Annotated in this window: 26 protein-coding genes; 12 read left to right on the top strand and 14 right to left on the bottom strand. The window is 69.6% G+C overall.

What is annotated here, in order from left to right; all coding sequences use genetic code 11:
* Nucleotides 1–4 precede the first annotated feature (4 nt).
* Nucleotides 5–361 carry a hypothetical protein gene (locus IEY88_RS20455; protein WP_189156381.1) on the top strand — a complete coding sequence of 119 codons (357 nt, stop codon included), beginning with the start codon at nucleotides 5–7 and terminating at the stop codon, nucleotides 359–361.
* Nucleotides 362–375: 14 nt separating this feature from the next.
* Nucleotides 376–1,272, top strand: a complete 897-nt coding sequence (locus tag IEY88_RS20450; RefSeq protein WP_189156380.1) for a Gfo/Idh/MocA family protein — start codon at nucleotides 376–378, stop codon at nucleotides 1,270–1,272.
* Here IEY88_RS20450 and IEY88_RS20445 read toward each other — a convergent pair.
* Complete coding sequence (locus IEY88_RS20445; protein WP_189156379.1) at nucleotides 1,232–1,657, bottom strand: HIT domain-containing protein; 426 nt, start codon at nucleotides 1,655–1,657, stop codon at nucleotides 1,232–1,234. The two genes, IEY88_RS20450 and IEY88_RS20445, sit on opposite strands and share 41 nt — an antisense overlap.
* Nucleotides 1,658–1,717: 60 nt before the next feature.
* On the opposite strand from IEY88_RS20445, the gene dnaN reads away from it, so the two are divergent.
* Entirely contained in the window at nucleotides 1,718–2,809 is a 1,092-nt protein-coding gene (dnaN, locus tag IEY88_RS20440; RefSeq protein ID WP_189156378.1) for a DNA polymerase III subunit beta, read from the top strand.
* A gap of 236 nt (nucleotides 2,810–3,045) precedes the next feature.
* On the opposite strand, the gene IEY88_RS20435 is transcribed toward dnaN, so the two are convergent.
* The 3 genes from IEY88_RS20435 to IEY88_RS20425 all read right to left on the bottom strand — a co-directional run bounded on the left by IEY88_RS20435 (nucleotide 3,046) and on the right by IEY88_RS20425 (nucleotide 5,804).
* Entirely contained in the window at nucleotides 3,046–4,293 is a 1,248-nt protein-coding gene (locus IEY88_RS20435; protein WP_189156377.1) for an MFS transporter, read from the bottom strand.
* Between the two features lie 390 nt (nucleotides 4,294–4,683).
* Entirely contained in the window at nucleotides 4,684–5,358 is a 675-nt protein-coding gene (locus IEY88_RS20430) for a Crp/Fnr family transcriptional regulator (RefSeq protein ID WP_030477589.1), read from the bottom strand.
* Nucleotides 5,359–5,564: 206 nt separating this feature from the next.
* A complete protein-coding gene (locus IEY88_RS20425) occupies nucleotides 5,565–5,804 on the bottom strand; it encodes a hypothetical protein (RefSeq protein ID WP_030477588.1) in 240 nt (79 codons plus the stop codon).
* Between the two features lie 136 nt (nucleotides 5,805–5,940).
* Between IEY88_RS20425 and nth the strand changes: the two genes are divergently transcribed.
* The 4 genes from nth to IEY88_RS20405 are packed head-to-tail and all read left to right on the top strand — an operon-like array spanning nucleotide 5,941 to nucleotide 9,067.
* Nucleotides 5,941–6,648 carry an endonuclease III gene (gene nth, locus IEY88_RS20420; protein ID WP_229693622.1) on the top strand — a complete coding sequence of 236 codons (708 nt, stop codon included), beginning with the start codon at nucleotides 5,941–5,943 and terminating at the stop codon, nucleotides 6,646–6,648.
* Entirely contained in the window at nucleotides 6,645–7,208 is a 564-nt protein-coding gene (locus IEY88_RS20415; RefSeq protein ID WP_189156375.1) for a TlpA family protein disulfide reductase, read from the top strand. The genes nth and IEY88_RS20415 overlap by 4 nt, the downstream gene beginning before the upstream one ends.
* A complete protein-coding gene (locus IEY88_RS20410; RefSeq protein WP_189156374.1) occupies nucleotides 7,205–7,864 on the top strand; it encodes an NUDIX hydrolase in 660 nt (219 codons plus the stop codon). Before IEY88_RS20415 ends, IEY88_RS20410 begins: the two co-directional genes overlap by 4 nt.
* A gap of 15 nt (nucleotides 7,865–7,879) precedes the next feature.
* Nucleotides 7,880–9,067, top strand: coding sequence for a MarP family serine protease (locus IEY88_RS20405; protein ID WP_189156373.1), 1,188 nt, complete (start codon nucleotides 7,880–7,882; stop codon nucleotides 9,065–9,067).
* Here IEY88_RS20405 and IEY88_RS20400 read toward each other — a convergent pair.
* Entirely contained in the window at nucleotides 9,064–9,759 is a 696-nt protein-coding gene (locus IEY88_RS20400; RefSeq protein ID WP_189156372.1) for a TetR/AcrR family transcriptional regulator, read from the bottom strand. The two genes, IEY88_RS20405 and IEY88_RS20400, sit on opposite strands and share 4 nt — an antisense overlap.
* 70 nt (nucleotides 9,760–9,829) lie before the next feature.
* Here IEY88_RS20400 and IEY88_RS20395 point away from each other — a divergent pair, with 70 nt between their 5' ends.
* Nucleotides 9,830–11,314: an FAD-dependent oxidoreductase gene (locus tag IEY88_RS20395; RefSeq protein WP_189156371.1), complete on the top strand. Its 1,485-nt coding sequence runs from the start codon at nucleotides 9,830–9,832 to the stop codon at nucleotides 11,312–11,314.
* On the opposite strand, the gene IEY88_RS20390 is transcribed toward IEY88_RS20395, so the two are convergent.
* The 4 genes from IEY88_RS20390 to acs form a co-directional block, all read right to left on the bottom strand.
* Complete coding sequence (locus IEY88_RS20390) at nucleotides 11,286–12,203, bottom strand: alpha/beta fold hydrolase (protein ID WP_229693621.1); 918 nt, start codon at nucleotides 12,201–12,203, stop codon at nucleotides 11,286–11,288. The genes IEY88_RS20395 and IEY88_RS20390 overlap by 29 nt on opposite strands.
* Complete coding sequence (locus IEY88_RS44330) at nucleotides 12,200–12,640, bottom strand: phage holin family protein (RefSeq protein WP_229693576.1); 441 nt, start codon at nucleotides 12,638–12,640, stop codon at nucleotides 12,200–12,202. Before IEY88_RS44330 ends, IEY88_RS20390 begins: the two co-directional genes overlap by 4 nt.
* Nucleotides 12,637–13,794, bottom strand: coding sequence for a Na+/H+ antiporter NhaA (gene nhaA / locus IEY88_RS20385; protein WP_189156369.1), 1,158 nt, complete (start codon nucleotides 13,792–13,794; stop codon nucleotides 12,637–12,639). The genes IEY88_RS44330 and nhaA overlap by 4 nt, the downstream gene beginning before the upstream one ends.
* A 128-nt stretch (nucleotides 13,795–13,922) precedes the next feature.
* A complete protein-coding gene (acs, locus tag IEY88_RS20380; protein WP_189156368.1) occupies nucleotides 13,923–15,905 on the bottom strand; it encodes an acetate--CoA ligase in 1,983 nt (660 codons plus the stop codon).
* 259 nt (nucleotides 15,906–16,164) lie between these two features.
* Between acs and IEY88_RS20375 the strand changes: the two genes are divergently transcribed.
* On the top strand, nucleotides 16,165–16,893 hold the full coding sequence (locus IEY88_RS20375) for an oxidoreductase (RefSeq protein WP_189156367.1): 729 nt from the start codon (nucleotides 16,165–16,167) through the stop codon (nucleotides 16,891–16,893).
* On the opposite strand, the gene kynU is transcribed toward IEY88_RS20375, so the two are convergent.
* Together kynU and IEY88_RS20365 are read right to left on the bottom strand one after the other, a co-directional pair.
* Entirely contained in the window at nucleotides 16,886–17,992 is a 1,107-nt protein-coding gene (kynU, locus tag IEY88_RS20370) for a kynureninase (RefSeq protein WP_229693575.1), read from the bottom strand. The genes IEY88_RS20375 and kynU overlap by 8 nt on opposite strands.
* Nucleotides 17,989–18,804 (bottom strand): tryptophan 2,3-dioxygenase, encoded by an 816-nt coding sequence (locus tag IEY88_RS20365; RefSeq protein ID WP_189156365.1) that lies wholly within the window; start codon nucleotides 18,802–18,804, stop codon nucleotides 17,989–17,991. The genes kynU and IEY88_RS20365 overlap by 4 nt, the downstream gene beginning before the upstream one ends.
* 105 nt (nucleotides 18,805–18,909) lie before the next feature.
* Between IEY88_RS20365 and IEY88_RS20360 the strand changes: the two genes are divergently transcribed.
* The 3 genes from IEY88_RS20360 to IEY88_RS20350 are packed head-to-tail and all read left to right on the top strand — an operon-like array spanning nucleotide 18,910 to nucleotide 20,965.
* Complete coding sequence (locus IEY88_RS20360; RefSeq protein WP_229693574.1) at nucleotides 18,910–19,350, top strand: Lrp/AsnC family transcriptional regulator; 441 nt, start codon at nucleotides 18,910–18,912, stop codon at nucleotides 19,348–19,350.
* Between the two features lie 38 nt (nucleotides 19,351–19,388).
* A complete protein-coding gene (locus tag IEY88_RS20355) occupies nucleotides 19,389–19,835 on the top strand; it encodes an RrF2 family transcriptional regulator (RefSeq protein ID WP_189156364.1) in 447 nt (148 codons plus the stop codon).
* 11 nt (nucleotides 19,836–19,846) lie between these two features.
* Nucleotides 19,847–20,965, top strand: coding sequence for a globin domain-containing protein (locus tag IEY88_RS20350; protein ID WP_189156363.1), 1,119 nt, complete (start codon nucleotides 19,847–19,849; stop codon nucleotides 20,963–20,965).
* Here the strand turns inward: IEY88_RS20350 and IEY88_RS20345 are convergent.
* From IEY88_RS20345 to IEY88_RS20335, 3 genes are all read right to left on the bottom strand, one after another.
* The gene (locus IEY88_RS20345; RefSeq protein ID WP_189156362.1) at nucleotides 20,954–21,865 is read right to left on the bottom strand and encodes an N-acetylmuramic acid 6-phosphate etherase; all 912 of its coding nucleotides are present in this window, start codon (nucleotides 21,863–21,865) and stop codon (nucleotides 20,954–20,956) included. The genes IEY88_RS20350 and IEY88_RS20345 overlap by 12 nt on opposite strands.
* Nucleotides 21,862–22,782, bottom strand: coding sequence for a MurR/RpiR family transcriptional regulator (locus IEY88_RS20340; protein WP_189156361.1), 921 nt, complete (start codon nucleotides 22,780–22,782; stop codon nucleotides 21,862–21,864). Before IEY88_RS20340 ends, IEY88_RS20345 begins: the two co-directional genes overlap by 4 nt.
* A gap of 70 nt (nucleotides 22,783–22,852) precedes the next feature.
* Nucleotides 22,853–23,299 (bottom strand): carboxymuconolactone decarboxylase family protein, encoded by a 447-nt coding sequence (locus IEY88_RS20335; protein ID WP_189156360.1) that lies wholly within the window; start codon nucleotides 23,297–23,299, stop codon nucleotides 22,853–22,855.
* Between the last annotated feature and the right edge of the window lie 24 nt (nucleotides 23,300–23,323).

The following is a 23,323-nucleotide window of genomic DNA, read 5'->3' as shown; positions in this document are numbered from 1 at the left end:
TGTGATGGCGACGAAGGTCTCCGGTTGTCTGATGCAGACCCTGCTGTTCCTGCTGGGAGCCGTGCTGGGCACAGGGCTCACGGCGGTGGCGGGCGTGGTGATGTTCGTGCCCGACCGCACGACCGTGATCAGCGTGGATCCGACTTCGGACGCGCCGGGCGTGTACGTGAAGAAGGTCGAGCAGCTCGTCGGCGGTACGCACTACGAGATCTGGCTCGGCCCGACGCCGGACCGCGGCCACGTCGTGACGGTGCCCGCCGGGTGGGACCACGACCCGCGACGGGAGTCCGGTCCCGAAGGCATGCGCCTGAAGTTCGGCAACGGCGGCGAGATCTTCGTCCCCAAGGCCAGTTACTCCTGAGGCAGGATGGGCGAGTGGACGAACAGCTGCGCGTAGGACTTGTCGGTGCCGGCCCGTGGGCCCGGATGATCCACGCCCCCGGAATCGCGAACCACCCCGGCACGAGGCTCACCGGCGTGTGGGCCCGGCGTCCGGACGCGGCGGCGGAACTCGCCGGTTCCTTCGGCGCGGAACCGTTCGAGGACTACCGCGCGATGCTGTCCACTGTGGACGCCGTGGCGTTCTGCGTGCCGCCGGGCGTGCAGGGCCCGATGGCGATCGAGGCGGCCCGCGCGGGCAAGCACCTCGTGCTGGAGAAGCCGATCGCGGAGTCCGTCGAGGTGGCGTCGGAACTGGCCGGCGCCGTCGCGGAGGCCGGCGTCGCGTCCCTGGTCGTGCTGACCCGCCGCTACGCCCCGGAGACCAAGGAGATGCTGGCCCAGCTGCACCGCACGGGCGGCTGGACCGGCGCGGACAGCCGCTGGATCTCCGGCGCGCTGCTCGACGGCCCGTTCTCGAACTCCCCGTGGCGCCACGACAAGGGCGCGCTGGACGACGTGGGCCCGCACGCGTTCGACCTGCTCGACGCCGCCCTGGGCGAGGTCACCGACGTCGTGGCCGCGAACGTGTCGGACACCGGGCTGTGGCAGCTGATCCTGCAGCACTCCGGCGGCGCCACGAGCACCGTCTCGCTGTGCCTGTCGCTGCCGCTGCAGCCGGCGTTCGCGGACCTCACGGTGTTCGGGGTGAACGGCCACCGCACCCTGACGAACCGCGACACCCCCGCGCTGGAGTGCTTCACGAACCTGCTCGACGACTTCGTGGCGATGGTGCACAGCGGCACCACCACGCACGAGTGCGATGTGCGGCGCGGGCTGCACCTGCAGCGGATCATCGACCTGGCGCGCAGCAAGGCGGGAAGTACGGGCTGAGCCTCGCGCACAGCTCAGCCGCGTCACCCGTGGGCGCTCCGGCCCACTCGGCGTGCCACGGCAGTTCGTCCGGTGTCCCCCGATGCCGGGCGAACACGTGCTGGTGGAAGTGGGCGTGAGACCGTCCCGCGACGAACGTGAACACGAACTCGGGGTCCAGTTCGGCGCGCAGGCTCGCGGCCGCCAGCCGTGCCGCCCGCGCCACGGCCTCCGCTTCGGCGACGGTGAGCGCGTCGAGGGTGGCGACGTGGCGGCGCGTTTCGACGAACAGGTAGCCCAGCGCGCCACCGGTCCGGTGCGACACGACGACCAGCTCGTCCGCGAACACCACCGGCCCGGCCAGCGGCCCGTCGCCGTCGTGCTTGGCGCAGATCAGGCACTCCACGACCCCACCCCCTCGCTGACCGTCCAAAATTGTCAGGGGTGCCCGCTAGCGTCCAGAACCATGGACCTCACCGCCACGACAGCCGAGCTCGCCGGTGCCGCCGCCGAGGTGGCGCGGCTGCTGCCGACCAGGGTGCTCGACCCGGTGCTGGCGGGCGTCAGGCTCCGCGCGGGCACGGACGTCGAGATCGCGGGCAGCGACCAGGAGCACGGCGTGCGCCTGAGCATCACCGCGACGGTGCACACCGAGGGCGAGGTGCTCGTGCCGGCGAAGCCGCTGGCCGCGACCCTCCAGGCGCTCGACGACCCGCAGGTGCGGCTCAAGGTCGAGGGCCAGCGGCTCGCGATCCGCACGCCGAGCTCGAGGTTCGCGATCCCGTTGCTGGACCTCCCCCACCACCCCGGCATCCCGGAGCTGCCGCGGCTGCAGGGGCACGTCGACGCCGCGAAGCTCAGGCTGATCGCGGCGGTGGCGGGAGCGGCGAGCAAGGACGACGCGCTGCCGATCTTCACCGGCATCCGCATCCAGTCCGACGAGCAGAAGCTGCACGTCATGGCCACTGATCGCTACCGCATGGCGTACGCCACACTGCCGTGGGAACAACAAGGTCAACTGGACCTGTTGGTACCTGCGAAGGCGCTCGTCGAAGCAGCCCGGCAGGCCGAAGGCCGTGTCGCCCTGCACGCGAACGAGGACCGCATCGGCCTCGCCTGGGGCCACAACTCGATCTCCACCGCACTGCTGGCCGCTCCGTTCCCGGACGACCGGGCGCGCCGACTCCTGGAGGCAGTCATCGACAGCACGGTGCTCGTGGACGCAGACGCGTTGGCACGCGCCGTCCGCAGAGCCACGCCCTACGGCGGCCCGCACCAGGCCGTGACCATCCAGGTCGAGGACTCGGAGGTCAGGGTCAAGGGCAGCGACCCGCAGCAGGGCGAGTCGGAGGAGTTCGTCAAGGCCACGGTCGAGGGCGACCGCCTGACCAAGACGTTCCAGGCCCGCTACCTCGCGGACGCGCTGAAGGCGTTCGCGGGCAGGCGGATCGAGCTGAAGATCCAGGACGGCCTGCGCTCGACGGTGCTGACGTCGCCACCGCTCGAGGACGGCGTCGAACTCACCTACCTCGTGGTGCCGATGCGTTCGGTGGCCTGAGAAGGGGCGGACCGCGGAACTGCCTGGGACTCAACAGGTTCAGGTCCGCCGGACCGAACCCACCCAGGTCGTCTCGTGCCGTCACGCACCTCGTCCTGTGGTCTGAGAAGCGTGGAAGGCCGGCCCGCGCCGGACCGGCCTTCCGCCTCGTTCGTCCTCAGCGCGAGGCGTCAACCGCCAAGCCCGAAGAACGCGAAAGGCCGGCCCACTCCAGGCCGGCCTCCCACGTCACGTCTCTAGCGCGAAGCGAGCTCCATCTCGGAACGCGCCGGCACCTCGGCGGGCACACCGCGCTGCACCGTGCCGCGCAGCAGCCAGACCGCCAGCGCGATCAGCAACCCGGCGACGCCCGACGCGATGAACGCGGGCCGCGTGCCGAAGTGCTCGATCAGCTGGCCGGACAGGCCCTGCCCGATGGCGAGGCCGACGGTCACCGAGGTGATCACCCAGCCGAACGCCTCCGCGGCCATGCCGTTCGGCGTGACCTGCTCGATCGCCGCCGAGTGCGCGGTCGACTGCGGCGTGATCAGCGTGCCGACGAGGAACAGCGCTACGGCGAGGCCGATCAGCGTGGCCGGGATCGCGAGCAGGAACGCCAGCAGCGCGAAGCCGCCCAGCAGCACCGGCAGGCGCAGGTGCATCGGGCGCGGCCACGGGCGCATGCCGTAGAGCACGCCGAAGACCACCGAGCTGATCGACCACAGCGACAGCATCAGGCCGCCCATCGAGGCGTGGCCCGCGGCCTTCGCGAACGCCGGCACGGCCACCTCGACGAAGCCGATCGTCACACCGAAGCCGAGTGCGGCCAGCGCCACCGTGCGCATGCCGGGGTAGGCGAACGCGCCGAGCAACGGACGCGGTGCCTGTTCGACCGGGCCCCACGCGCGCACGACGGGGTTGAACGCGAACCACAGCGCGCCGACGACCATCAGCACGGCGCCGACGACGACGCCGGTGCCCGCCCACGGTGCGGCCAGCAGCAGGCCGGCGAGACCCGGTCCGAGGATGAAGAAGACCTCCATGCTGATCGCCTCGTAGGCGTAGCCCGCCATCCGCGTCGGGCCGGCCGGGACCATCCGCTCCCACAGCGCACGCGACGCCGAGCCCACCATCGGCTCGGTCATGCCGACGCCGAGGGCCAGCGGGACCAGCAGGAACACCGACGCGCCCGCCTCGACGGCGAGCACGGACACGGTGACGAAGAAGGCGAACATCCCGATCACCCAGGCCAGGGGGCGGGTGGGTCCGAAGCGGTCCATCAACCGGCCCTGGACGACGGACCCGAGTGCCACGCCCACCAGTGCCGCCGCCGAGACCATGCCGGCGACCGCGAACGACCCCGTCGCGCGCTCGACGTAGAGCAGCAGCGAGAGCCCGACCATCGCGATGGGCAGGCGGGCGAGCAGAGACGCGACCACGGGGCCGCGCATGCCGGGAGTCGTCAGGGCAGCACGGTAGTCGGAGAGACGAGCGGAGTGGGACATGTGTACCAGTATGCCAAAGTTGGTACGGATGTACCAGATCGGGTGCGCAGGGTCACGATGGTTGCGATTGGGTCACAGGAATGGGATGACCGGGTGAAACATGCAACGAATCAGCCACACCCGAGGTCCTTGAGGGTGAAAGGGCTTGAGCAGCCGGGGTGCTGACATGCGAAAGTTGACTCGTCGATCGAGAGACCAACCTCTGGCCAGAGGGTCGGGGCCTGCGCGCCAGAGGAAGGGAAGGCACGGTTCGTCGGGGGATGGGCCGTGCACCACAAAGGACCGGTGCGCCACGTCGGGGGTGGCGCCCGGTCCTTTGTGCGTGAAGAGCGGTGTTCGCCGGCCGTCGGCCCGACGCAGAGACGGGGCGGACGACCGGCGGGTCACCGGCTAGCGGGCGCGGCGCGCGAGGCGCTCCGGGTCCAGGATCAGCACGCTCTTGCCTTCGAGCCGCAGCCAGCCGCGGTGCGCGAAGTCGGCCAGAGCCTTGTTCACGGTCTCGCGGGACGCGCCGACGAACTGGGCGATCTCCTCCTGCGTCAGGTCGTGCGTGACGCGGAGCAGACCGGCCTCCTGCGAGCCGAAGCGCTGCGCGAGCTGCAGCAACGCCTTGGCGACGCGGCCGGGCACGTCCGTGAAGATCAGGTCGGCCAGCATGGAGTTCGTCCGGCGCAGCCTGCGGGCCAGGGCCCTCAGCAGCTGCTCGGCGATCTCCGGCCGGTTGGTGATCCACTGCCGGAGCGCGGGGCGGTCCATGGACACCGCGCGCACCTCGGTCACCGTCGTCGCGGTCGACGTGCGGGGGCCAGGATCGAAAATGGACAGTTCGCCGAACATGTCGGAAGGTCCGAAGATCCCCAACAGGTTCTCGCGGCCGTCCGGCGACTTGCGGCCGATCTTCACCTTGCCGGACTGGATGATGTACAGGCGATCGCCCGGCTCACCCTCCGCGAAGATGACATGGCCACGCGGGAACTCCACCGTCTCAAGGGTCGTCGCCAGCGCCTCTGCAGCTGCTGGGTCCACCCCTTGGAAGATGCCCGCTCGCGCCAGGGTCTCGTCCACCTCGTCCCTCCTAATCGACGCGACGGCACGCCTACCACCATCTTTGGTGGAGTCAGCGCCGTGCCGCCGATCACTGCGTTGCAGTCTAAGGGCTCTCTTGTGGATCGCCGCTCGGCTCGCCGTCTTACTAGGAACAACCCGGCTGGCTCGATCCAGAGCCCAACGAGCCAGCCTACGCCATTTGGGTGTCGGTCAGCACCACGCCATCAGCGGACGCGCTTGCGCGCACCACCACGGCCGCGGCGACGGAGGCGGAACATGTCGAGCGCGCGACCGATGCCGTGTCCGTAGAGCGCCTTGACCTCTTCGGGCCTGGCGGACTCCAGGAACTCCTCGACCTCGTTCTCCTGCACGGCAACGTGCCGGAGCTTCGCTTCCACGCGCTCCATGAAGAGCGCGAAGAACATGATCACGATCGGAACGACGATCACAAGCCAGGCAGTCATGATGCTCCGAAGTGTGGCGCATGAGGGATTCGAGTGCGGATCTAGGGGTCGGTTCCGGCGTGTTGACTACTCTGGATCAGTGCCCGCAACCAAGAAACCGGAAACCAAGCTCGGCCTGACCCGAAGGGCCCGCCGGATGGTCCGCGTGCTGGCCGAGGGATACCCCGACGCGCACTGCGAGCTGGACTTCACCACTCCGCTCGAGCTCGTCGTGGCGGTCATCCTGTCCGCGCAGTGCACCGACAAGAAGGTCAACGAGGTCACCCCCGCCCTCTTCGCGAAGTACCCGACGGCCGCCGACTACGCCGGCGCCGACCGGACGGAACTCGAAGAGATGCTCCGCCCCACCGGTTTCTTCCGGAACAAGGCAACGTCTCTGCTGGGTCTCGGTGCCGCTCTCGTGGAGCAGCACGACGGGGTGGTGCCGGGCAACATGGAGGAGCTGGTCAAGCTCCCCGGTGTAGGACGCAAGACGGCCAACGTGGTTCTCGGCAACGCGTTCGATGTGCCCGGCATCACAGTCGACACCCACTTCGGTCGTCTCGTCCGCCGCTGGGGCTGGACCGAGCTCGAAGACGCCGTGAAGGTCGAGCACGCCATCGGCGAGCTGATCGAGAAGCGCGACTGGACGATGGCCTCGCACTGGATCGTCTTCCACGGCCGCCGCGTCTGCCACGCCAAAACCCCTGCGTGCGGCGCCTGCCTGCTGATGAAGGACTGCCCGTCGTACGGCCTCGGCCCGGAGGATCCGGACAAGGCGGCCAAGCTCGTGAAGGGCGACGAGAAGCCCCACCTGATCGAGCTCGCCGAGCGGGTCCGGGCCGGTGACAAACTGGTCGGGTGAACAACCGCACGCGCTGGCTCGCCGTCGTGCTCGTCCTCGGCGTGGCGGGTGTCGTGGCGCTGTGGCCCCGTGACGAATCACCGGGGCCACCACCCACGTCCACCCGCCCGACGCAGGACATGGCCGCGTTGCGCGCGCAGGCCCAGCTCCGGCCGTGCGTGCAGGGGGCGCAAGAAGGCGTCGGCGTGACGTGCCTGGGTGACGGCACCCGGACGGCCGTCGCGCTGAAGGGCCCACTCCTGATCAACTTCTGGGCGACCTGGTGCCAGCCGTGCCAGGAGGAGCTGCCCGTGCTGGATTCCTACGCGAAGCGACCAGGTGCCGTGCCGGTCGTCCCGGTTCTCGTGGAGAGCAGGGAGGCGGACGGCCTGGAGCTGCTCGCCCGGCTCGGCGTGCGACTGCCGTCCGTCCACGACGTCGCCGACGAGCTGCGCAGGACGGTCAAGGCGCCGATGACGCTTCCCGCTACGTATTACGTAACAGCGGACGGTCAAGTCCGGCAGATCACCGATCCGCCGTACTTCACCGCGCCGGAACAGGTGGAGAAGGCGGTTCGATGACGGAGGCGGCAGAGCCACCCGACTGGATGCAGCGCCTGGCCAAGGCCACCGAGGAGATCGACGCGACCACGTTCATGCGGGTCCCGCGGGCGCCGGAGGAAGGCGTGCGCAAGGCGGCCGTGCTCATGCTGTTCGGCGAGTCCGAGCAGCACGGGCCGGACATCTTGCTGCTGCGCCGTTCGGACACGCTGGGCTCGCACCCAGGCCAGGTCGCGTTCCCCGGCGGGGCGCAGGACGACACGGACGACGGGCCGGTGGGCACGGCATTACGCGAGGCTTACGAGGAGACCGGTGTACTTGAGTCAGGAGTGAGACCACTGGCGACGCTGCCGGAGCTGTACGTGCCGGTGTCGGGGTTCGTGGTCACGCCCGTGCTCGCCTACTGGGAACAGCCGAGCCCCGTCGCACCTGTCGACCTGGCGGAGACCGCCGCGGTCGCGCGGGTGCCGGTCGCGCACCTCGCCGATCCTGCCAACAGGTTCCGGGTGCGCCACCCCGCGGGCTACGTCGGAGCGGCCTTCTCCGCGCCGGGCATGCTGGTGTGGGGCTTCACCGCGGGGTTGATCAACGGCCTGATCGCACTCGGCGGCTGGGAACAGCCGTGGGATGCGACCGATGTGCGTGACCTTGAACTAGCGTTGCGCGCTACACAGTGAGGCGGAGGTTTCGGGTTGAACTGGGTTGACCTGCTGGTGCTGGGCCTTGCCGCGATCGCCGCGGTCTCCGGGGCCAGGCAGGGCATGGTCGTCGCGCTGCCCGCGTTCGTCGGCGTGCTCGTCGGCCTGGTCCTGGGCACGCAGATCGCACCGCTGCTCGTCTCCCAGTTCGAGAACGTCGTCACCAAGGTCGTGTTCGCGGTCGGCATCGTCGTGCTGCTCGTGGCGCTCGGCGAGACGATCGGCGTCTACATCGGCCGGACGATCAAGGCCAGAGTCAACGCGTCGCCGCTCAAGGGCGCGGACAACGCCCTGGGCGCGATCGTGCAGGGCATGGTCGTGTTCATCGTGGCGTGGATGATCGCCCTGCCGCTGACCTCGGTCGTCGGCCTGCCGAACCTCACGTCGTCGCTCAACCAGTCGGTGATCCTCGGCAAGGTCAACGACACCATGCCGCAGGCCGCCAGGGTCCTGTCGAACGACCTGCAGAAGCTCTTCGACGTCTCCGGCTTCCCGCAGGCGATGGACCCGTTCAACCGCACGCCGCTCAAGGACGTCGAGCCGCCGAACAACCAGCTCGCGGAGTCCCCGGTCGCGAAGCGGCTGCAAGCTTCGGTGCTGAAGGTCCGCGGCCGGGCGCCGTCGTGCTCGCGCGCCCTGGAAGGCACCGGTTTCGTCATCGCGCCGGAGCGGGTCATGACCAACGCGCACGTCGTCGCCGGCACGAACGAGGTGACGGTCGAGGTAGGCCGCGGCCAGTTCGACGCGACGGTCGTCTCCTACGATCCGCGCACGGACATCGCCGTGCTCGCGGTGCCGGACCTGGAGGCCACGCCGCTGCAGTTCCGCTCGGACGAGGTGCAGCCGGGCGAGGACGGCATCGTGCTCGGCTACCCGCTCGACGGCCCGTACAAGGCATCGCCGGCCCGTGTCCGCGAGCGCATCCCGCTCTTGCGCGGTCCGGACATCTACGACGCCCAGACGGTCACGCGCGACGTCTACACGGTGCGCGCCGAGGTCCGCTCCGGAAACTCGGGCGGCCCGCTGGTCGACCCGAACGGCCGGGTGATGGGCGTGGTCTTCGGCGCCGCGGTCGACGACCCGGAGACGGGCTTCGTGCTCACGGCCCAGCAGGTGCAGGCGATGGTGCAGAAGGCGCCGACGCTGACCCGCCGTGCCTCCACCCAGGGCTGCGCCAGCTAGAGGGAATGACGGGCCGCGACGCCGTCGAGGACGTAGTCGAGGCCCGTCTCGAACCTCGCCGCGGAGTCGCGGTCGCTGGACTCGTGCATGACCCTGGCCAGCGTCGGGAACCGGCCGGTGGCGAGCATCCGCTGCATGTACGGGCCGGACGCGCGCTGCCACTGCTCCTCGGTCATGCCCGACGAGCGCTCCGCGCGCAGCTCGGTGATCTCGCCGCGGACGGCCCCGAAGACGTACGCCATCACCGCGCCGACCACGTCGAGCACCTGGTCGATGTTCGCGAATCGGACAGCGGCGAGCGTGGTCTCCATGTGGGTGAGCGCGTGCGGGCCCTGGTGCGGGCGGTTGCTCAGCAGGTCGATGAACCACTCGTGCCGCTTCGCCGCGTCCCGGATGCCGTGGGCGACGTGCCGCAGTCCCTCGCGCCAGTCCGCTGACTTCCCCGGTGGCGTGATCTCGCCGTAGACCTCGTCGACCATGAGGTCGAGCAGCTCGTCCTTGGTCTCGACGTAGCCGTACAGGCGCATCGGGCCGGCGTTCAGGGCGGCGGCGACCTTGCGGAACGACACCTCGTCGAGGCCGCCCTCGTCGGCGAGCCTGATCGCGGCACCCACGATCAGTTCCCTGCTCAGCGGGGTCGGGGACGGCTTGCTGGGCGGCTCTGGGCGGTCCCACACGGCTTCTTTCGACATCGGACTGGACAATACAGCGTCTCATCTCGATACATTGTATTGAGCAATACAGCGTATTGGGAGGTAAGTGATGAGGACTTCGGTGTTGGTGGTCGGGGGAGGGCTGGCGGGGACGTCGGCCGCCTTGTTCCTGGCGTGGCGCGGGGTGGACGTGGTGCTGGTGGAGAAGCATCCGGGCAGCTCACCGCACCCGCGGGCGGTCGGGTTCACGGCGCGGACGGGCGAGATGCTGCGTGCCGTCGGGCTGGAAGCGGAACTGCCGGCGAGCCGGATGGCGAAGGGGTTCGGCATCCGGCGGGTCCGGGTGGCGAGCCTCGTCGGGGAACGGTTCGAGGAGACGTTCTGGACGCCGCCCTCCGAGGTCTCGGCCACGGAGTACTCGCCGTCGACCGGCGTCGGCGTGGCCCAGGACAGGATGGAACCGCTCCTGCGAGACAAGGCCCGTGAGCTCGGCGCGGACATCCGCATGAGCACCCGGATGCTGGAGTTCGCGCAGGACGACGACGGCGTCACGGCGCTCGTGCAGGGCGACGGCGAGCCGTACGAGATCCGCGCCGACTACCTGGTCGCGGCCGACGGCCACCGCAGCCCGGTCCGGGAACAGCTCGGCATCACCCGCAGCGGCCGCGGGTACATGCACACCTCGCGCAGCGTGCTGTTCCGCGCGCCGCTCGAAGAGTACCTCAAGGACGGCATCGGCCAGTTCATCGTCGACGGCGTCGGCTTCCTGACCACCTACGGCGACGGCCGCTGGGTCCTGATGCTCGACGACCGCGAGTACACCGAGCCCGAACTGCGGGAGAAGATCGTCCAGGCGATCGGCCGCGACGACCTGGAGATCGAGATCATCACAACGGGCCGCTGGACGATCTCGGCCGCGGTCGCCGACCGGTTCTCGCAGGGCCGGGTCTTCCTGGCCGGCGACGCCGCGCACACGTTGCCGCCGAGCCGCGGCGGGTTCGGGGCGAACGTCGGCATCGAGGACGCGCACAACCTCGCGTGGAAGCTCGCGGCCGTGCTCGGCGGCGAGTCGCGACCGTCCCTCCTGGACACCTACGACGCCGAACGGCGCCCGGTCGCCCTGCTCTGCCACCAGCAGATCTTCGCCCGCAACGACGGCCACAACCGCGACGGTGAACTGGAGGACGGGCCGCTGATCGACAACAACGCGATGCACTACGGCGTCCTCTACCGCTCGGCGGCGGTGCTCGGCGCCGGCCAGGACCTGCCGCCCGCACAGCTCCCCGAGCAGTGGAACGGCCAGCCGGGCACACGTGCCCCGCACGCGTGGATCGAGCCGGGCAAGTCCACTTTGGACCTGTTCCAGCGCGGCTGGGTGCTCGTCGCCGACCACCCGCAGTGGGAGGAGGCGACGGCGGACCTGGCCGTGCGGTACGAACGGGTCGAGCAGCTGGAGCTCTTCGGGCTGTCCGCCAAGGGCGCGTCGCTGATCAGGCCGGACGGCTACATCGCCTGGCGCTCGGCCGACTTGCCGGACGATCCGCGGGCCGCGCTCGAAGCGGCGTTCAGCTCAGCTTCTGCAGGAACTCGGTGATCAGCCTGCTCGTGGTGTGCGGCGCTTCCTGGTTCGGGAAGTGCCCCACCTCGGGCAGGTAGCGGAAGTCGGACTCCGGCCCGAGCCACGGCAGCGAGTCACGCGCGGCGGACTCCCGGACGATCGGGTCCAGCGAGCCGTGGATCTGCAGCACCGGCACCTGCATCGGCTTGTCGACGGCCTCGGCGAACCGACGGCCGTCGCTGCGCAGCTGTGAGCGCACCGCCCAGCGGTAGTACTCCAGCGCGCTGTGGGCCACACCCGGCACCGTCATCGCCTGCCGGCAGCGGCGGATGACCTCGTCGAACTCGGGCGCGGAGCGCCACTTCGGGCCGGACCACGCGGACAGCAGCTTGGCGACCTGCAGGCCGTTCTCGCCGGTCAGCCAGCGTTCCGGGTAGATCGGCAGCTGGAAGCGCAGCACGTGCGAGTTCGTCCGCGGATGCCTGCGGAACGTCCGGCGCGTCACCAGCGGGTGCGGTGCGGACAGCACGGAGATCGACGAGACCACGCGCGGATGCATGGCGCCGACCGTCCACGCCGTGGCGCCGCCCCACGCGTGACCCACGAGGTGCGCGCGCTGGGCGCCGAGTGCCTTGATCAGGCCCGCGACGTCACCCGCGAGTGTGAAGCCGTCGTAGCCGCGCGGGGGTTTGTCCGAGTCGCCGTAGCCGCGCAGGTCGACGGCCACGGCGCGATAGCCGGCCTCGGCCAGTGCGGTCAGCTGGTGCCGCCACGACCACCAGAACTCGGGGAACCCGTGCAGCAGCAGCACGAGCGGGCCCTCGCCCAGCTCGGCGACGTGCAGGCGGATTCCGTTGGCCGAGACGTCGCGGTGCGTCCACGGCCCTGCGACCCGCACGACGGACGGGTCGGGTTTGCGGCTCAGTTGTCGTCGCCCCTGCGCGTGAGGGCCGCGACCGTGTCCTTCGCGGCCGCGATCGACTTCTCGGGTGCCCTGATCTTCTTGACCTTGCGGTAGCCGAGGAAGGCGAACAGGACGGCGGTCAGCAGCATCACGCCGAACACGAGCCCGAAGCCCGCCCAGTAGCCCCACCCGAACCACTCGGCGAAACCGAAGCCGAGCGCCATGAACAGGAAGAACAGGCTGAAGCACAGGATCGTCAGCGCGACGATGAAGAAGACGCTGCCCTTCACGCCCTTCTTGATCTCGGCCTTGATCTCGCCCTTGGCGAGCTCGACCTCTGCTCTGACCAAGGTCGACACGTGCGCGGTCGCGTCGCGCACGAGGCCGCCGATCGAGGCCTCGGCGGTGGGGTCGTCTGCGGTCAGCGGAATCGACGCGATGTGCTCCCTGGTGGTCACCCGGACATGGTGCCATGCGCCCGGCTGCGACGAATGAGCAACACCGCGGCGAGCAGCGACGCGATCATCGAAGCGAGCAGAACGGCCGCCTTCGCGGTCTCCGGTTCGTCGAGCGAGAGGTCCGCGATCAGCAGGCTGACGGTGAACCCGACGCCGCCCAGCGTCGCCACCGCCACGATGTCGCGCGGCCCCGCCCCGGACGGCCACACCGCCGCCTTGAACCACACGGCGAGCGCCGACGCCCCGACGATCCCGACCACCTTGCCGACGACCAGACCCACCATCACGCCGATCGCGATCTTGTCGTCGAAGAGCTTCCCCAACGCCTCCGCACCCACCGGCACACCCGCCGCGAAGAGCGCGAACACCGGCACCGCCACTCCGGCCGACCAGGGCTGCAGCCGGTGCTCCAGCCTGACCGCCGGAGCGTCCTGCTCGTACGGGTCGCGCCTCACCCGCGTCAGCAACGCCAGCGCGACGCCCGCGATCGTGGCGTGGACGCCCGACTCGTGCATGAACCACCAGGTGGCGAGTGCGATCGGGACGTAGATCCAGGCGCTGGTGATCCGCTTGTGCTGCAGGAACCAGTACAGCGCCAGCAGCAGCACGACCGCGCCCGCCGCGAGCAGGTTGAACTTCGCCGTGAACAGGATCGCGATCACGACGATCGCCCCCAGGTCGTCCACCACGGCCAGGCTGAGCAGGAACACCCGCAGGCTCGACGGCAGCCCGGACGCCGTCAGCGCCAGCACCCCGAGCGCGAACGCGATGTCCGTAGCGACCGGAATGGCCCACGCCTTCTCGATCCCCGGCTGCCCCCAGCCGATTCCCAGCGCGAAAAGCGCGGGCACGATCATGCCGCCGATCGCGGCGATGATCGGCAGGACCGCGGCCTTGAAGTTCGAGAGCTCGCCGACCACGAGCTCGCGCTTCAGTTCGAGCCCCGCGACGAAGAAGAAGATCGCCAGCAGCCCGTCCTTGGCCCAGTCGCCGATGCTCAACGGTCCGAGGTGAAGATCCCTCAGGCCGAAGTACGCGGGAGAAAGAGGCGAGTTGGCCCACACCAGTGCGACGGCCGTGGCGCCGAGCAGCACCATGCCACCGACGGTCTCGGTGCGGAGGTAACGGGCGAAGTCAGCGATCTTGGCGGACACAGGGCTCCCAGGGCGGTCGACAGGTACACGAATACTCGTGCCGACCAGACTTCCCGGCTCACCTGGATGTGATCTTAACGCGAACGGGCGCCCTCAGGTGAGGACGCCCGTCACGTTTGACGCGGAAATCAGTCCTCGGCCTTGCCCGACTGCAGACCCGCCGAGATCAGGTCCATGACCGACGAGTCGGCCAGCGTCGTCACGTCGCCGACCGTGCGGTTCTCGGCGACGTCGCGCAGCAGGCGGCGCATGATCTTGCCCGAGCGCGTCTTCGGCAGCTCCGGCACGACCATGATCTGCCGCGGCTTCGCGATCGGGCCGATCTCCTTCGCGACGTGGTCGCGCAGCGCCTTGATTGCGTCCGCGCCACCGGCGTCGGCACCCGCGCCACCGCGCAGGATCACGAACGCCACGATGCCCTGGCCGGTCGTCTCGTCGGACGCGCCGACGACGGCGGCCTCGGCCACGGTCGGGTGCGACACGAGCGCCGACTCGACCTCGGTGGTCGAGATGCGGTGCCCGGACACGTTCATCACGTCGTCGACGCGGCCGAGCAGCCAGATGTCGCCGTCGTTGTCGTACTTCGCACCGTCACCGGCGAAGTAGAAGCCCTGGTCGGAGAACCGCGACCAGTACGTGTCGCGGTAGCGCTCCTCGTCGCCCCAGATGCCGCGCAGCATCGACGGCCACGGCTCGTCGAGCACCAGGTAGCCACCGCCACCGTGCGGCACCTCGACGCCCTCGTCGTTGACGACCTTCGCACCGATGCCGGGCAGCGGCCGCTGCGCCGAACCGGGCTTGGTCGAGACGACGCCGGGCAGCGGCGAGATCATGATCGCGCCGGTCTCGGTCTGCCACCACGTGTCGACGATCGGGGCCTTGCCGCCGCCGATGTTCTCGCGGTACCAGATCCACGCCTCGGGGTTGATCGGCTCGCCGACCGAACCCAGCACCCGCAGCGAGGACAGGTCGTACTTCGCCGGGATGTCCGCGCCCCACTTCATGAAGGTGCGGATCAGCGTCGGCGCCGTGTAGTAGATCGAGACGCCGTACTTCTGCACGATGTCCCAGTGCCGGCCCTCGTTCGGGGTGTTCGGCGTGCCTTCGTAGACGACCTGCGTCACGCGGTTCGACAGCGGGCCGTAGACGATGTAGCTGTGGCCGGTGACCCAGCCGATGTCCGCGGTGCACCAGTACACGTCGGTGTCCGGCTTGAGGTCGAACACGTGGTTGTGCGTGTACGACGCCTGCGTGAGGTAGCCGCCGGACGTGTGCAGGATGCCCTTCGGCTTACCCGTGGTGCCCGAGGTGTAGAGGATGAAGAGCGGGTGCTCCGAGTCGAACGCCTCGGGGGTGTGCTGGTCGGACTGCGAGTCCACCAGCTCGTGCCACCACACGTCCTTGTCCGTCCACGCGACCTCGGTGTCGGTGCGCTTGACGACGATGACCTTTTCCACCGACGGCGCGCCGGCGACGGCCTCGTCCACGGCGGGCTTGAGCGGCGCCGGGTTGCCGCGGCGGTACTGGCCGTCGGTCGTGATCACGAGGCGGCACGAGGAGTCCTCGATGCGGGTGCGCAGCGCCTCGGCGGAGAACCCGCCGAACACGACGCTGTGCATCGCGCCGACACGGGCGCAGGCGAGCATCGCGAAGATCGCCTCGGGGACCATCGGCATGTAGATCGCGACGCGGTCCTCGGCACCGATTCCCAGCGACGTCAACGCGTTCGCGGCCTTGGAGACCTCGCGCTGCAGCTCGGCGTAGGTGATGGCGCGGCTGTCGCCGGGCTCGCCCTCCCAGTGGATGGCGACCTGGTCGCCGTGGCCGGACTCGACGTGGCGGTCCACGCAGTTGTAGGCCACGTTGAGCTTGCCGCCGACGAACCACTTCGCGAACGGCGCGCCGGACCAGTCGAGCACCTGGTCCCACTTGGTTTCCCAGTGCAGCCGTTCCGCCTGCTTCGCCCAGAACGCCTCGCGGTCGGCCTTCGCCTCCTCGTACAGCGCGGGCTGTGCGTTCGCCTGTGCCGCGAACTCTTCGGAAGGCGGGAACGTCCTGCTCTCCGTGAGCAGGTTGTCCAGGGCGTTGCCCTGGCCTGGCGACTGGGTCATGGTGCGAGACCTCCTGGAATGTCCAGACCGGTTGGGGATGCGGGTACTGACCGTAGTGCGAGCCAGCTCACTTCCAACAGGCTCCTCCCTCAAAAGGTTCAGACCAATGTTGGGAGGTCGGTTACACGGCTGTCATTGTGTAGCCCGTTTCGTCTGGTCCAGGCACGTGTGGCGCGTTGAACGGGCGCAGTTGCGCGCTCAGCGGTTGGGTCAGTGAGCTGGGTCACGCGTTTCACCTGGTCAGGTACTCTGCGCGACCGTGACCGATCCTCTCGCTCCGCTGCTTTCCTTGCCCGGCGTGGCGGACGCCGCGAACGCCGCCAAGGACGCCGTCTTCCAGGTGCACCGCCATCGGGTGAACCTGCGCGGCTGGGCCACGACGGCGGCGGAGGCGTCCGTCCGCGCGGCCCGTGCGTCGGCCGCTCTGGAGGGCGGTCCGACCGAGATCCCCGAGTCCGGCGAGGTCTCGGATCCCGTGCTGGCCGGGTCGTTGCGGGCCGCGGAAGCGCTGGGCGGACTCGTCGCCACATGGCAGCGCGCGCCGTTGCAGGCTCTCGCGCGGTTGCACGTTCTCGCCGCCGCGGACCTCACGACCGACGTCGGACGGCCGCGCGTCGCCGAGGACGTGTCGCAACGGCTCGACATGCTCGGCTCGTTGGTCACCGGCGGGACGTCCGTGCCGGCACCGATCGTCGTTGCGGTCGTGCACGGCGAACTGCTCGGGCTGGCGCCGTTCGGCGTCGCCAACGGGGTGGTCGCGCGTGCGGCCGCGCGGATGACATCGATCTCCACCGGCCTCGACCCCAAGGGCCTCGGCGTGCCCGAAGTGGCGTGCCTGCGGCGTTCGGCCGCGTACGAGGCCGCGTCCGTGGCGTTCGCGTCGGGGTCTCTCGAAGGCCTGGCCGAGTGGATCCTGTTCGTGTGCTCGTCACTGGAGGCGGGCGCCCGCGAGGCTCGCAGCATCGCGGACGCCGCACTCGCTAGTTGACGATCTCGGCCAGGATCTCGGCGGCGCGCAGGACGTCGCCGCTCGTGACGTAGAGCGGGGCGAATCCGAACCGCAGGACGTCCGGCGGCCGGTGGTCGCCGATCACGCCACGGGCGATGAGCTCGTCCATGACGTTCTTGGCGTCGGCGCAGCGGATCGAGATCTGGTTGCCGCGCGGGATCTCGTCCGGCGTGATGATCTCCAGCGACGTCAGTCTGGTGACGTGCGTGCGGAACTGCGCGGTCAGGCTCAGTCCGCACTTCCACACGACCTGCATGTCGACGTCGTCCCACACGTCCAGCGCCGCGTCGAGGGCCAGCATCGACAGGATGTCCGGCGTGCCGACGCGTGCGCGCGCGATGCCGGGGTCGGGGTCGTAGCTCGCCTCCATCGCGAACGGCGCGCGGTGGCCGTTCCAGCCGGAAAGCGGGTTCTCGAACGTCGCCTGCTTGTGCTTCGGCACGTATATGAACGCCGGTGCGCCCGGTCCGCCGTTGAGGAACTTGTAGCTGCAGCCGACCGCGTAGTCGACTTGGAGCTCGTCCAACCGGATCGGGATCACGCCCGCGCTGTGGCAGAGGTCCCAGACCACCGGCGCTCCGGCGGCGTGGGCCTGCCCGGTCAGCTCCGCCATGTCGAGCATCGCGCCGGTGCGGTAGTCGACGTGGTTGAGCAGCACCACGGCGGTGTCCTCGTTGATGTCCAAAGAGGACGGTTGAGCGGCGCGGACCTTCAGCCCCGTCAGCTCTCCCACGGACTGCGCGATGTAGCCGTCGGTCGGGAAGGTCGACTCGTCGACCACGATCTCCGACCGCGTAGTGCCCTTCACTGCGGCCATCAACGCCTTGAAGACGTTGACCGACGTCGAGTCACCGACGACGACCTGTCCCTCGGCCGCGCCGATCAAGCGGCCGATGCGGTCACCGATCCGTTGCGGCGCCTCCCACCAGCCCTCGCTCCACGACCGGATCAGCCGCGTGCCCCACTGGTGGCTGATCACCTCCTGCATGCGCGCGGCGACGTGCTTCGGTAGCGCGCCAAGGGAATTGCCGTCGAGGTAGATGACACCTTCGGGGATGTCGAACAGCTCGCGCCTCACACGTAACTCCTCGCGGTCCACAGCTCGGGGAACACCGCCCGTTGGGTGCGCTTCTCCAGCCATGCAACACCAGCCGACCCGCCGGTGCCGACCTTCGAGCCCATCGACCGGCGGGTCGCGAGCAGGTGGTCGTAACGCCAGCGCGCGAACTCCTCGGCGATGTCGGTCAGCGCCTCGCCCAGCTCCAGCAGGTCGCGGTCGTTGCCGCGGTAGATCGCCGCCCACACCTGCTCGACCTCGGCCGACGGCTCGTAGGCCTTGGTCAGGTCGCGGTCCAGGACGGCCTGCGGGATGTCGAAACCCCTGCGCCGCAACGCCGCCAGCACGTCGTCGTAGAGCGACGGCAGCGCCAGCGACTTCTCCAGCTGGTCGTGCATCGCGGGCACCGCGCGGTGCGGCACGAGCATCGACGCGGACTTCTCGCCGAGCAGGAACTCCATCTCGCGGTACATGCCGCTCTGGAAGCCGGAGCCCTCGCCGAGCGCGTCGCGGAACGAGTTGAACTCGGTCGGCGTCATCCGCGCGATCGGCCGCCAGGCCGCGGACAGCGCCTGGAGGTGCAGGTCGGAGCGCCGCAGGGTCTGCACGGCGGCGCGGAGGTCGTTGGCCCGCAGTTCGCTCTGGGCCTGGCGCCACTCGAAGCACAGCAGACCGAAGTACAGCTCCATCACCTGCGTGATGACCAGGAACGACATCTCACGGGGATCTTTGGACCACTGCTGTTGAAGGGTGTGCAACACCGACGCGTGCACGTAGTCCTCGTACGGCGTGGTGCCGCCGAAATCCAGCTTGGGGGACACGGGGCAGCTCATGCCTCAATCGTCGCCGCTGAGCCTCATCACCTGAATGGGCGACGAAAGGCGTTCGCGCCGAACTTCTTCCAAACGCAAAACAGATCGCCGAGTAGCTTTGCGTTCATGTTGGACGAGGTGGACAAGGCCCTGTTGGAGGCGCTCCAAGAAGATGCGCGCCTGTCGTACAACGAACTCGCGCGCCGGGTCCACGTCTCCCCGCCGACGGTCGCCCAGCGGGTCCGCCGGCTCGAGAACATGGGTGCGATCACCGGCTATCGCGCCGTGGTCGACCCCACCGTCGTCGGACGTCCGGTCGTCGCGCTGGTGCGCATGAAGTGCTACGGCCCTCGATGCATCACGGTCCACCCCCAGCTGCTCGACGACCTCCCCGAGGTGGTCGAGGTCGTGCGGCTGACCGGGGACATCTGCTCGGTTGTGAAGGTCGTCACCACGAGCATCATGGAGTTGGAACGGCTGCTGGTCCGGCTGGCCGCTCACGGGGAGACGTCCAGCGCAATGGTGCTGTCGACGCCGATCCCGTGGCGTCCGGTGTTGCCTGGATAACATGCATCTGAGATTCCAATTAAGCTAGCGTCGATCTTGTGAGGTTGACCAAGAGCACCGACATCGCGCTGCGGATCGTGATGCGGCTTGCCGTTGCCGAGACGGACCGTCTCGTCTCGCCAAACCCGACCACGCGCGAAGTCGCCGAGGTCATGGGCGTGCAGTACACCCACGCCGCGAAGGTCGTGGCCCAGCTCCAGCACCTCGGCGTCGTCGTGGCACGCCGCGGCCGTGGCGGTGGCCTGGCCCTTGCCGAGACGAGACGTCTCGTCTCGGTCGGGTGGCTGGTCCGCCGGCTGGAAGGCGAGGGCGACGTCGTGGACTGCGAAGGCGAGGTGGCGTGCCCGTTGGCCGCGGCCTGCCGGTTGCGCCGCGCGCTGCGCCAAGCCCAGGAAGCCTTCTACGCCTCACTCGATTCGCTGAGCGTCGAGGACCTCGTCGCTGATCCCACCGGTCCCGTTCTGCTCGCCCTGGGGCAGAAGTGAGGAGCTCCTCGATGTTGTCCTCGAAGTCGGCCGAACTGGTCGAAGCCACCCTGCCCGCCGTCGGCGCCGCCATCGGTGAGATCAGCGCGTTGTTCTACGAGCGCATGTTCGAAGAGCACCCGATGTTGTTGCGGGACATGTTCAACCGCGGCAACCAGGCCAACGGCACGCAGGCGCAGGCGCTGGCGGGCTCGATCGCCGCGTTCGCCTCAGGTCTGCTCGCCGGTCAGACACCGGACGGGATGCTGCGGCGCATCGCCCACAAGCACGTCTCGGTCGGCGTCACGCCCGGTCAGTACGCGGTCGTCCACAAGCACCTGCTCGGGGCCGTCGCCGAGGTCCTCGACGTCTCAGCGGAGGTGGGCCAGGCCTGGAGCGAGGTCTACTGGCTGATGGCCGACACGTTGATCGGCCTCGAGCGGTTCCTCCCGCAGGGGCAGCAGGAGCACCGCGTGATCGCCCGGTTCCAGGAGACCGAGGACGTGGTGACGTTCGTGGTCAGGCCGCTCGACGGGCAGGTGCGCGCGGGTGAGCCGGGGCAGTACGTCTCGGTGCAGGTGCCGCTCGCCGACGGCGCCCGGCAGATCCGCCAGTACAGCCTGTCCGGGCGGTCCGACGACGCGCTGCAGTTCTCGGTGAAGCGCGACGGCGAGGTGTCGAGCCACCTGCACGACAACGTGCCGGTCGGCGGCACCGTGCTGGTCAGCCAGCCGGCCGGGGATCTGACGCTGCAGCCGGGCGACGGTCCGGTGCTGCTGGCGTCGGCGGGCATCGGCTGCACGCCGATGATCTCCATGCTCGCCGAGCTGGCCGCCACCGACTCACCGCGGCAGGTCGTCGCGATCCACGGCGACCGCCACCAGCTCACGCACCCGTTCCGCGCGGAACTCGCCCAGCTCGTCGCGAAGCTGGAAGACGCGCGGGCGCACGTCTTCTACGAGCGGCCGATCGGGGACTGGCCGGCGGAGCGCACCGGGTTCGTCGACCTCGCCGGGGTCGAGGTTCCGGAGAACGCGACCGCCTACCTGTGCGGACCGGTGCCGTTCCTGCGCGCGATGCGGGCGCAGCTGCTCGAAGCGGGCGTCACCGACATCCACTACGAGGTGTTCGGGCCTGATCTAGCCCGCTAGCCGGTCCAGGGCGTCGCGGACGTGGCCCTTCGTGTCCTCGAGGGCAGCGGCCGCACGTTCGGTCGGTTCGCCCGACAGCAGGTGCACGAGTGCCACCTTGAGGTCACCGGACGCGTCCGCCAGCGCCTGCTCGCAGGCGTTCTCGGGCTGGCCGGTGGCCTCGTGCAGGATGCGGATCGTCCGGCCGCGCAGCTTCGCGTTCGTCGCGCGCATGCTGACCATCAGGTTCGAGTAGGTGCGGCCGAGCTTGATCATCACAGCCGTGGAGAACGACGTCAGGACCAGCTTCTGGGCCGATCCCGCCTTCATCCGCGTGGAGCCGGCGATGGCCTCGGGGCCGGTGTTCAGCGCGACGAGGACGTCCGGCGTGAACGGCACCGACGCGTTGTTCGAGACCAGCACGGTGTGGGCGCCAAGCGCTTGCGCCTCCTGCAGCGCGCCGATCACGAACGGCGTGCGCCCGGACGCCGCGATGCCCACCACCAGGTCTTTCGCGGTGGCGTGCCGACGGATCTGGGCCGCGCCCGAGTGGTCCTCGACCTCTTCGACGGCGCGGACGAGGGCTTCCGGACCGCCGGCGTGGTGGGCGACGAACCAGTCGGCCGGTGCGTTGAACGTGGGCACGAGCTCGGCGGCGTCCAGCGTGGCCAGACGCCCGGACGTGCCGGCGCCGACGTAGTGCACCCGGCCGCCGGACACGATCGCCGCGACGCCGAGGTCGACCGCGCGGGCCAGCTCCGGCAGCGCCTCCGCGACCACCGCCGGGACCGTGCGGTCCTCTTCGTTGATCATGCGCAGCACGTCGATCGTGGGCACCCGGTCGATGTCCGCGGTGCGCGGGTTCCGCCCCTCGGTCGGAGATTCCACGCGCACCACCACACCGTCCCGGGGGGAGATCATTTAGACGTCTCCCGCGGCCGTCGGCGGCCGTCTGGTCGGGCGCCGAGCCGATGCCCGGACACCGCTTCGTAGGTCGCCTCCAGCGCCGTCTTCGCCGTGTCGACGTGGTGCTGGGCGACCCCGATGAACAGGCAGTCGATCACCGTGAGCTGGGCGATGCGGCTCGCCATCGCGCCGGAGCGGAACGTGGTCTCGCGCGCGGCCGTGGTCAGCACGTGGTCGGCGATCTCGGTGATGGGCGAGCGCGGGAAGTTCGTCAGCGCGACCGTCGTGGCGCCGGTCTCGCGGGCGACGCGCAGGGCCTCGACGGTCTCCGCGGTCGAGCCGGTGTGCGAGATGCCCACGGCGACGTCCGCCTCGGTCAGCACGGCGGCCGACGTCAGCGCGATGTGCGTGTCGTTCCACGCGAAGCAGGTGAGCCCTATGCGGTGCAGCTTCTGCTGCAGGTCGAACGCGACGAACGCCGACGCGCCGAAGCCGTAGACGTCGACACGACGGGCGCCCGCGACCGCCTGGACGACCTTGTCGAGCGACTCGACGTCGAGCTGCTCCGCGGTCTCCTCGACGGCGCGGGCGTCGGCGAACGCGACCTTGCCGACGACCTGCTTGAGGTCGTCGCCCGGTCCGATGTCGCCACCCATGTCGTGGTTGGCCCTGGCCTGGCTGCGGGCCGTGTCGGCGGCGAGCGCGATGCGCAGCTCCGGGTACCCACCGACGCCGATCGCCTTGCAGAACCGCGTCACCGTCGTCTCACTGGTGCCCGCCTGCTCGGCGACCTCGGTGATGCTGCGGTGCGCGACAGTTCCGGGGTTCTCCAGCACCACCTTGGCGACGCGCTGCTCGGCGCGTGCGAGACCCGGCAGCAACGACCGGATCTTCACCAGTGGACTGGACTCGGCACTGCTTTCAGTGGACACGTGGGAAACTTACTAACCGCCACACCGACGGTCAACGGAGTGTGTCCGAAAGTCACTCTCTCGACAGGTCCTAATGGACGTCGGGCACCTTCCGGGTGGAGACCGCGATCCGGTTCCACGAGTTGATGGTGAAGATCAGCGCGATGAGCTGGGCCAGTTCCTCCTCCGCGAAGTGCTTCGCGGCGCGCTCGTAGACCTCGTCGCTGACGTACTCGTGGCTGCTCAGGACGGTGATGGCCTCGGTGAGGCGCAGTGCCGCCTGCTCCTTCTCGGTGTAGAGGTCGCCGGCCTCCTCCCACGCGTTGAGCAGGTAGATGCGGGCCTCGGACTCGCCACCCTTGCGGGCGTCGACCGTGTGCATGTTGAGGCAGTAGGCGCAGTGGTTGAGCTGGGAGGCACGGATGCGGACGAGCTCGGCGAGCTGCTCGTCGAGCCCTTCGCGAGCGGCGGCGTCGAGGGCGATCATGGCGCGGTAGACCTTCGGGGCCTTCTTGGCGAGGTCGATGCGGTTCGTCATGAGAAGAAATCTATGACCCTGATT

Origin of the sequence: Lentzea pudingi (genome assembly GCF_014646255.1) — a bacterium.
Lineage (GTDB): Bacteria > Actinomycetota > Actinomycetes > Mycobacteriales > Pseudonocardiaceae > Lentzea > Lentzea pudingi.
This window is presented reverse-complemented; position numbering and strand designations above follow the sequence as displayed.

Bases quoted from the DNA above. Each gene is read 5' to 3' on its own strand.
- IEY88_RS20410 (WP_189156374.1), top strand. From the start codon at position 7,205: ATGACGGAGGCGGCAGAGCCACCCGACTGGATGCAGCGCCTGGCCAAG.
- IEY88_RS20360 (WP_229693574.1), top strand. From the start codon at position 18,910: ATGTTGGACGAGGTGGACAAGGCCCTGTTGGAGGCGCTCCAAGAAGAT.
- IEY88_RS20335 (WP_189156360.1), bottom strand. From the start codon at position 23,299: ATGACGAACCGCATCGACCTCGCCAAGAAGGCCCCGAAGGTCTACCGC.
- IEY88_RS20425 (WP_030477588.1), bottom strand. From the start codon at position 5,804: ATGACTGCCTGGCTTGTGATCGTCGTTCCGATCGTGATCATGTTCTTC.
- IEY88_RS20350 (WP_189156363.1), top strand. From the start codon at position 19,847: ATGTTGTCCTCGAAGTCGGCCGAACTGGTCGAAGCCACCCTGCCCGCC.
- IEY88_RS20400 (WP_189156372.1), bottom strand. From the start codon at position 9,759: ATGTCGAAAGAAGCCGTGTGGGACCGCCCAGAGCCGCCCAGCAAGCCG.
- IEY88_RS20345 (WP_189156362.1), bottom strand. From the start codon at position 21,865: ATGATCTCCCCCCGGGACGGTGTGGTGGTGCGCGTGGAATCTCCGACC.
- IEY88_RS20395 (WP_189156371.1), top strand. From the start codon at position 9,830: ATGAGGACTTCGGTGTTGGTGGTCGGGGGAGGGCTGGCGGGGACGTCG.
- dnaN (WP_189156378.1), top strand. From the start codon at position 1,718: ATGGACCTCACCGCCACGACAGCCGAGCTCGCCGGTGCCGCCGCCGAG.
- IEY88_RS20455 (WP_189156381.1), top strand. From the start codon at position 5: ATGGCGACGAAGGTCTCCGGTTGTCTGATGCAGACCCTGCTGTTCCTG.
- IEY88_RS20365 (WP_189156365.1), bottom strand. From the start codon at position 18,804: ATGAGCTGCCCCGTGTCCCCCAAGCTGGATTTCGGCGGCACCACGCCG.
- nth (WP_229693622.1), top strand. From the start codon at position 5,941: ATGGTCCGCGTGCTGGCCGAGGGATACCCCGACGCGCACTGCGAGCTG.
- acs (WP_189156368.1), bottom strand. From the start codon at position 15,905: ATGACCCAGTCGCCAGGCCAGGGCAACGCCCTGGACAACCTGCTCACG.
- IEY88_RS20435 (WP_189156377.1), bottom strand. From the start codon at position 4,293: ATGTCCCACTCCGCTCGTCTCTCCGACTACCGTGCTGCCCTGACGACT.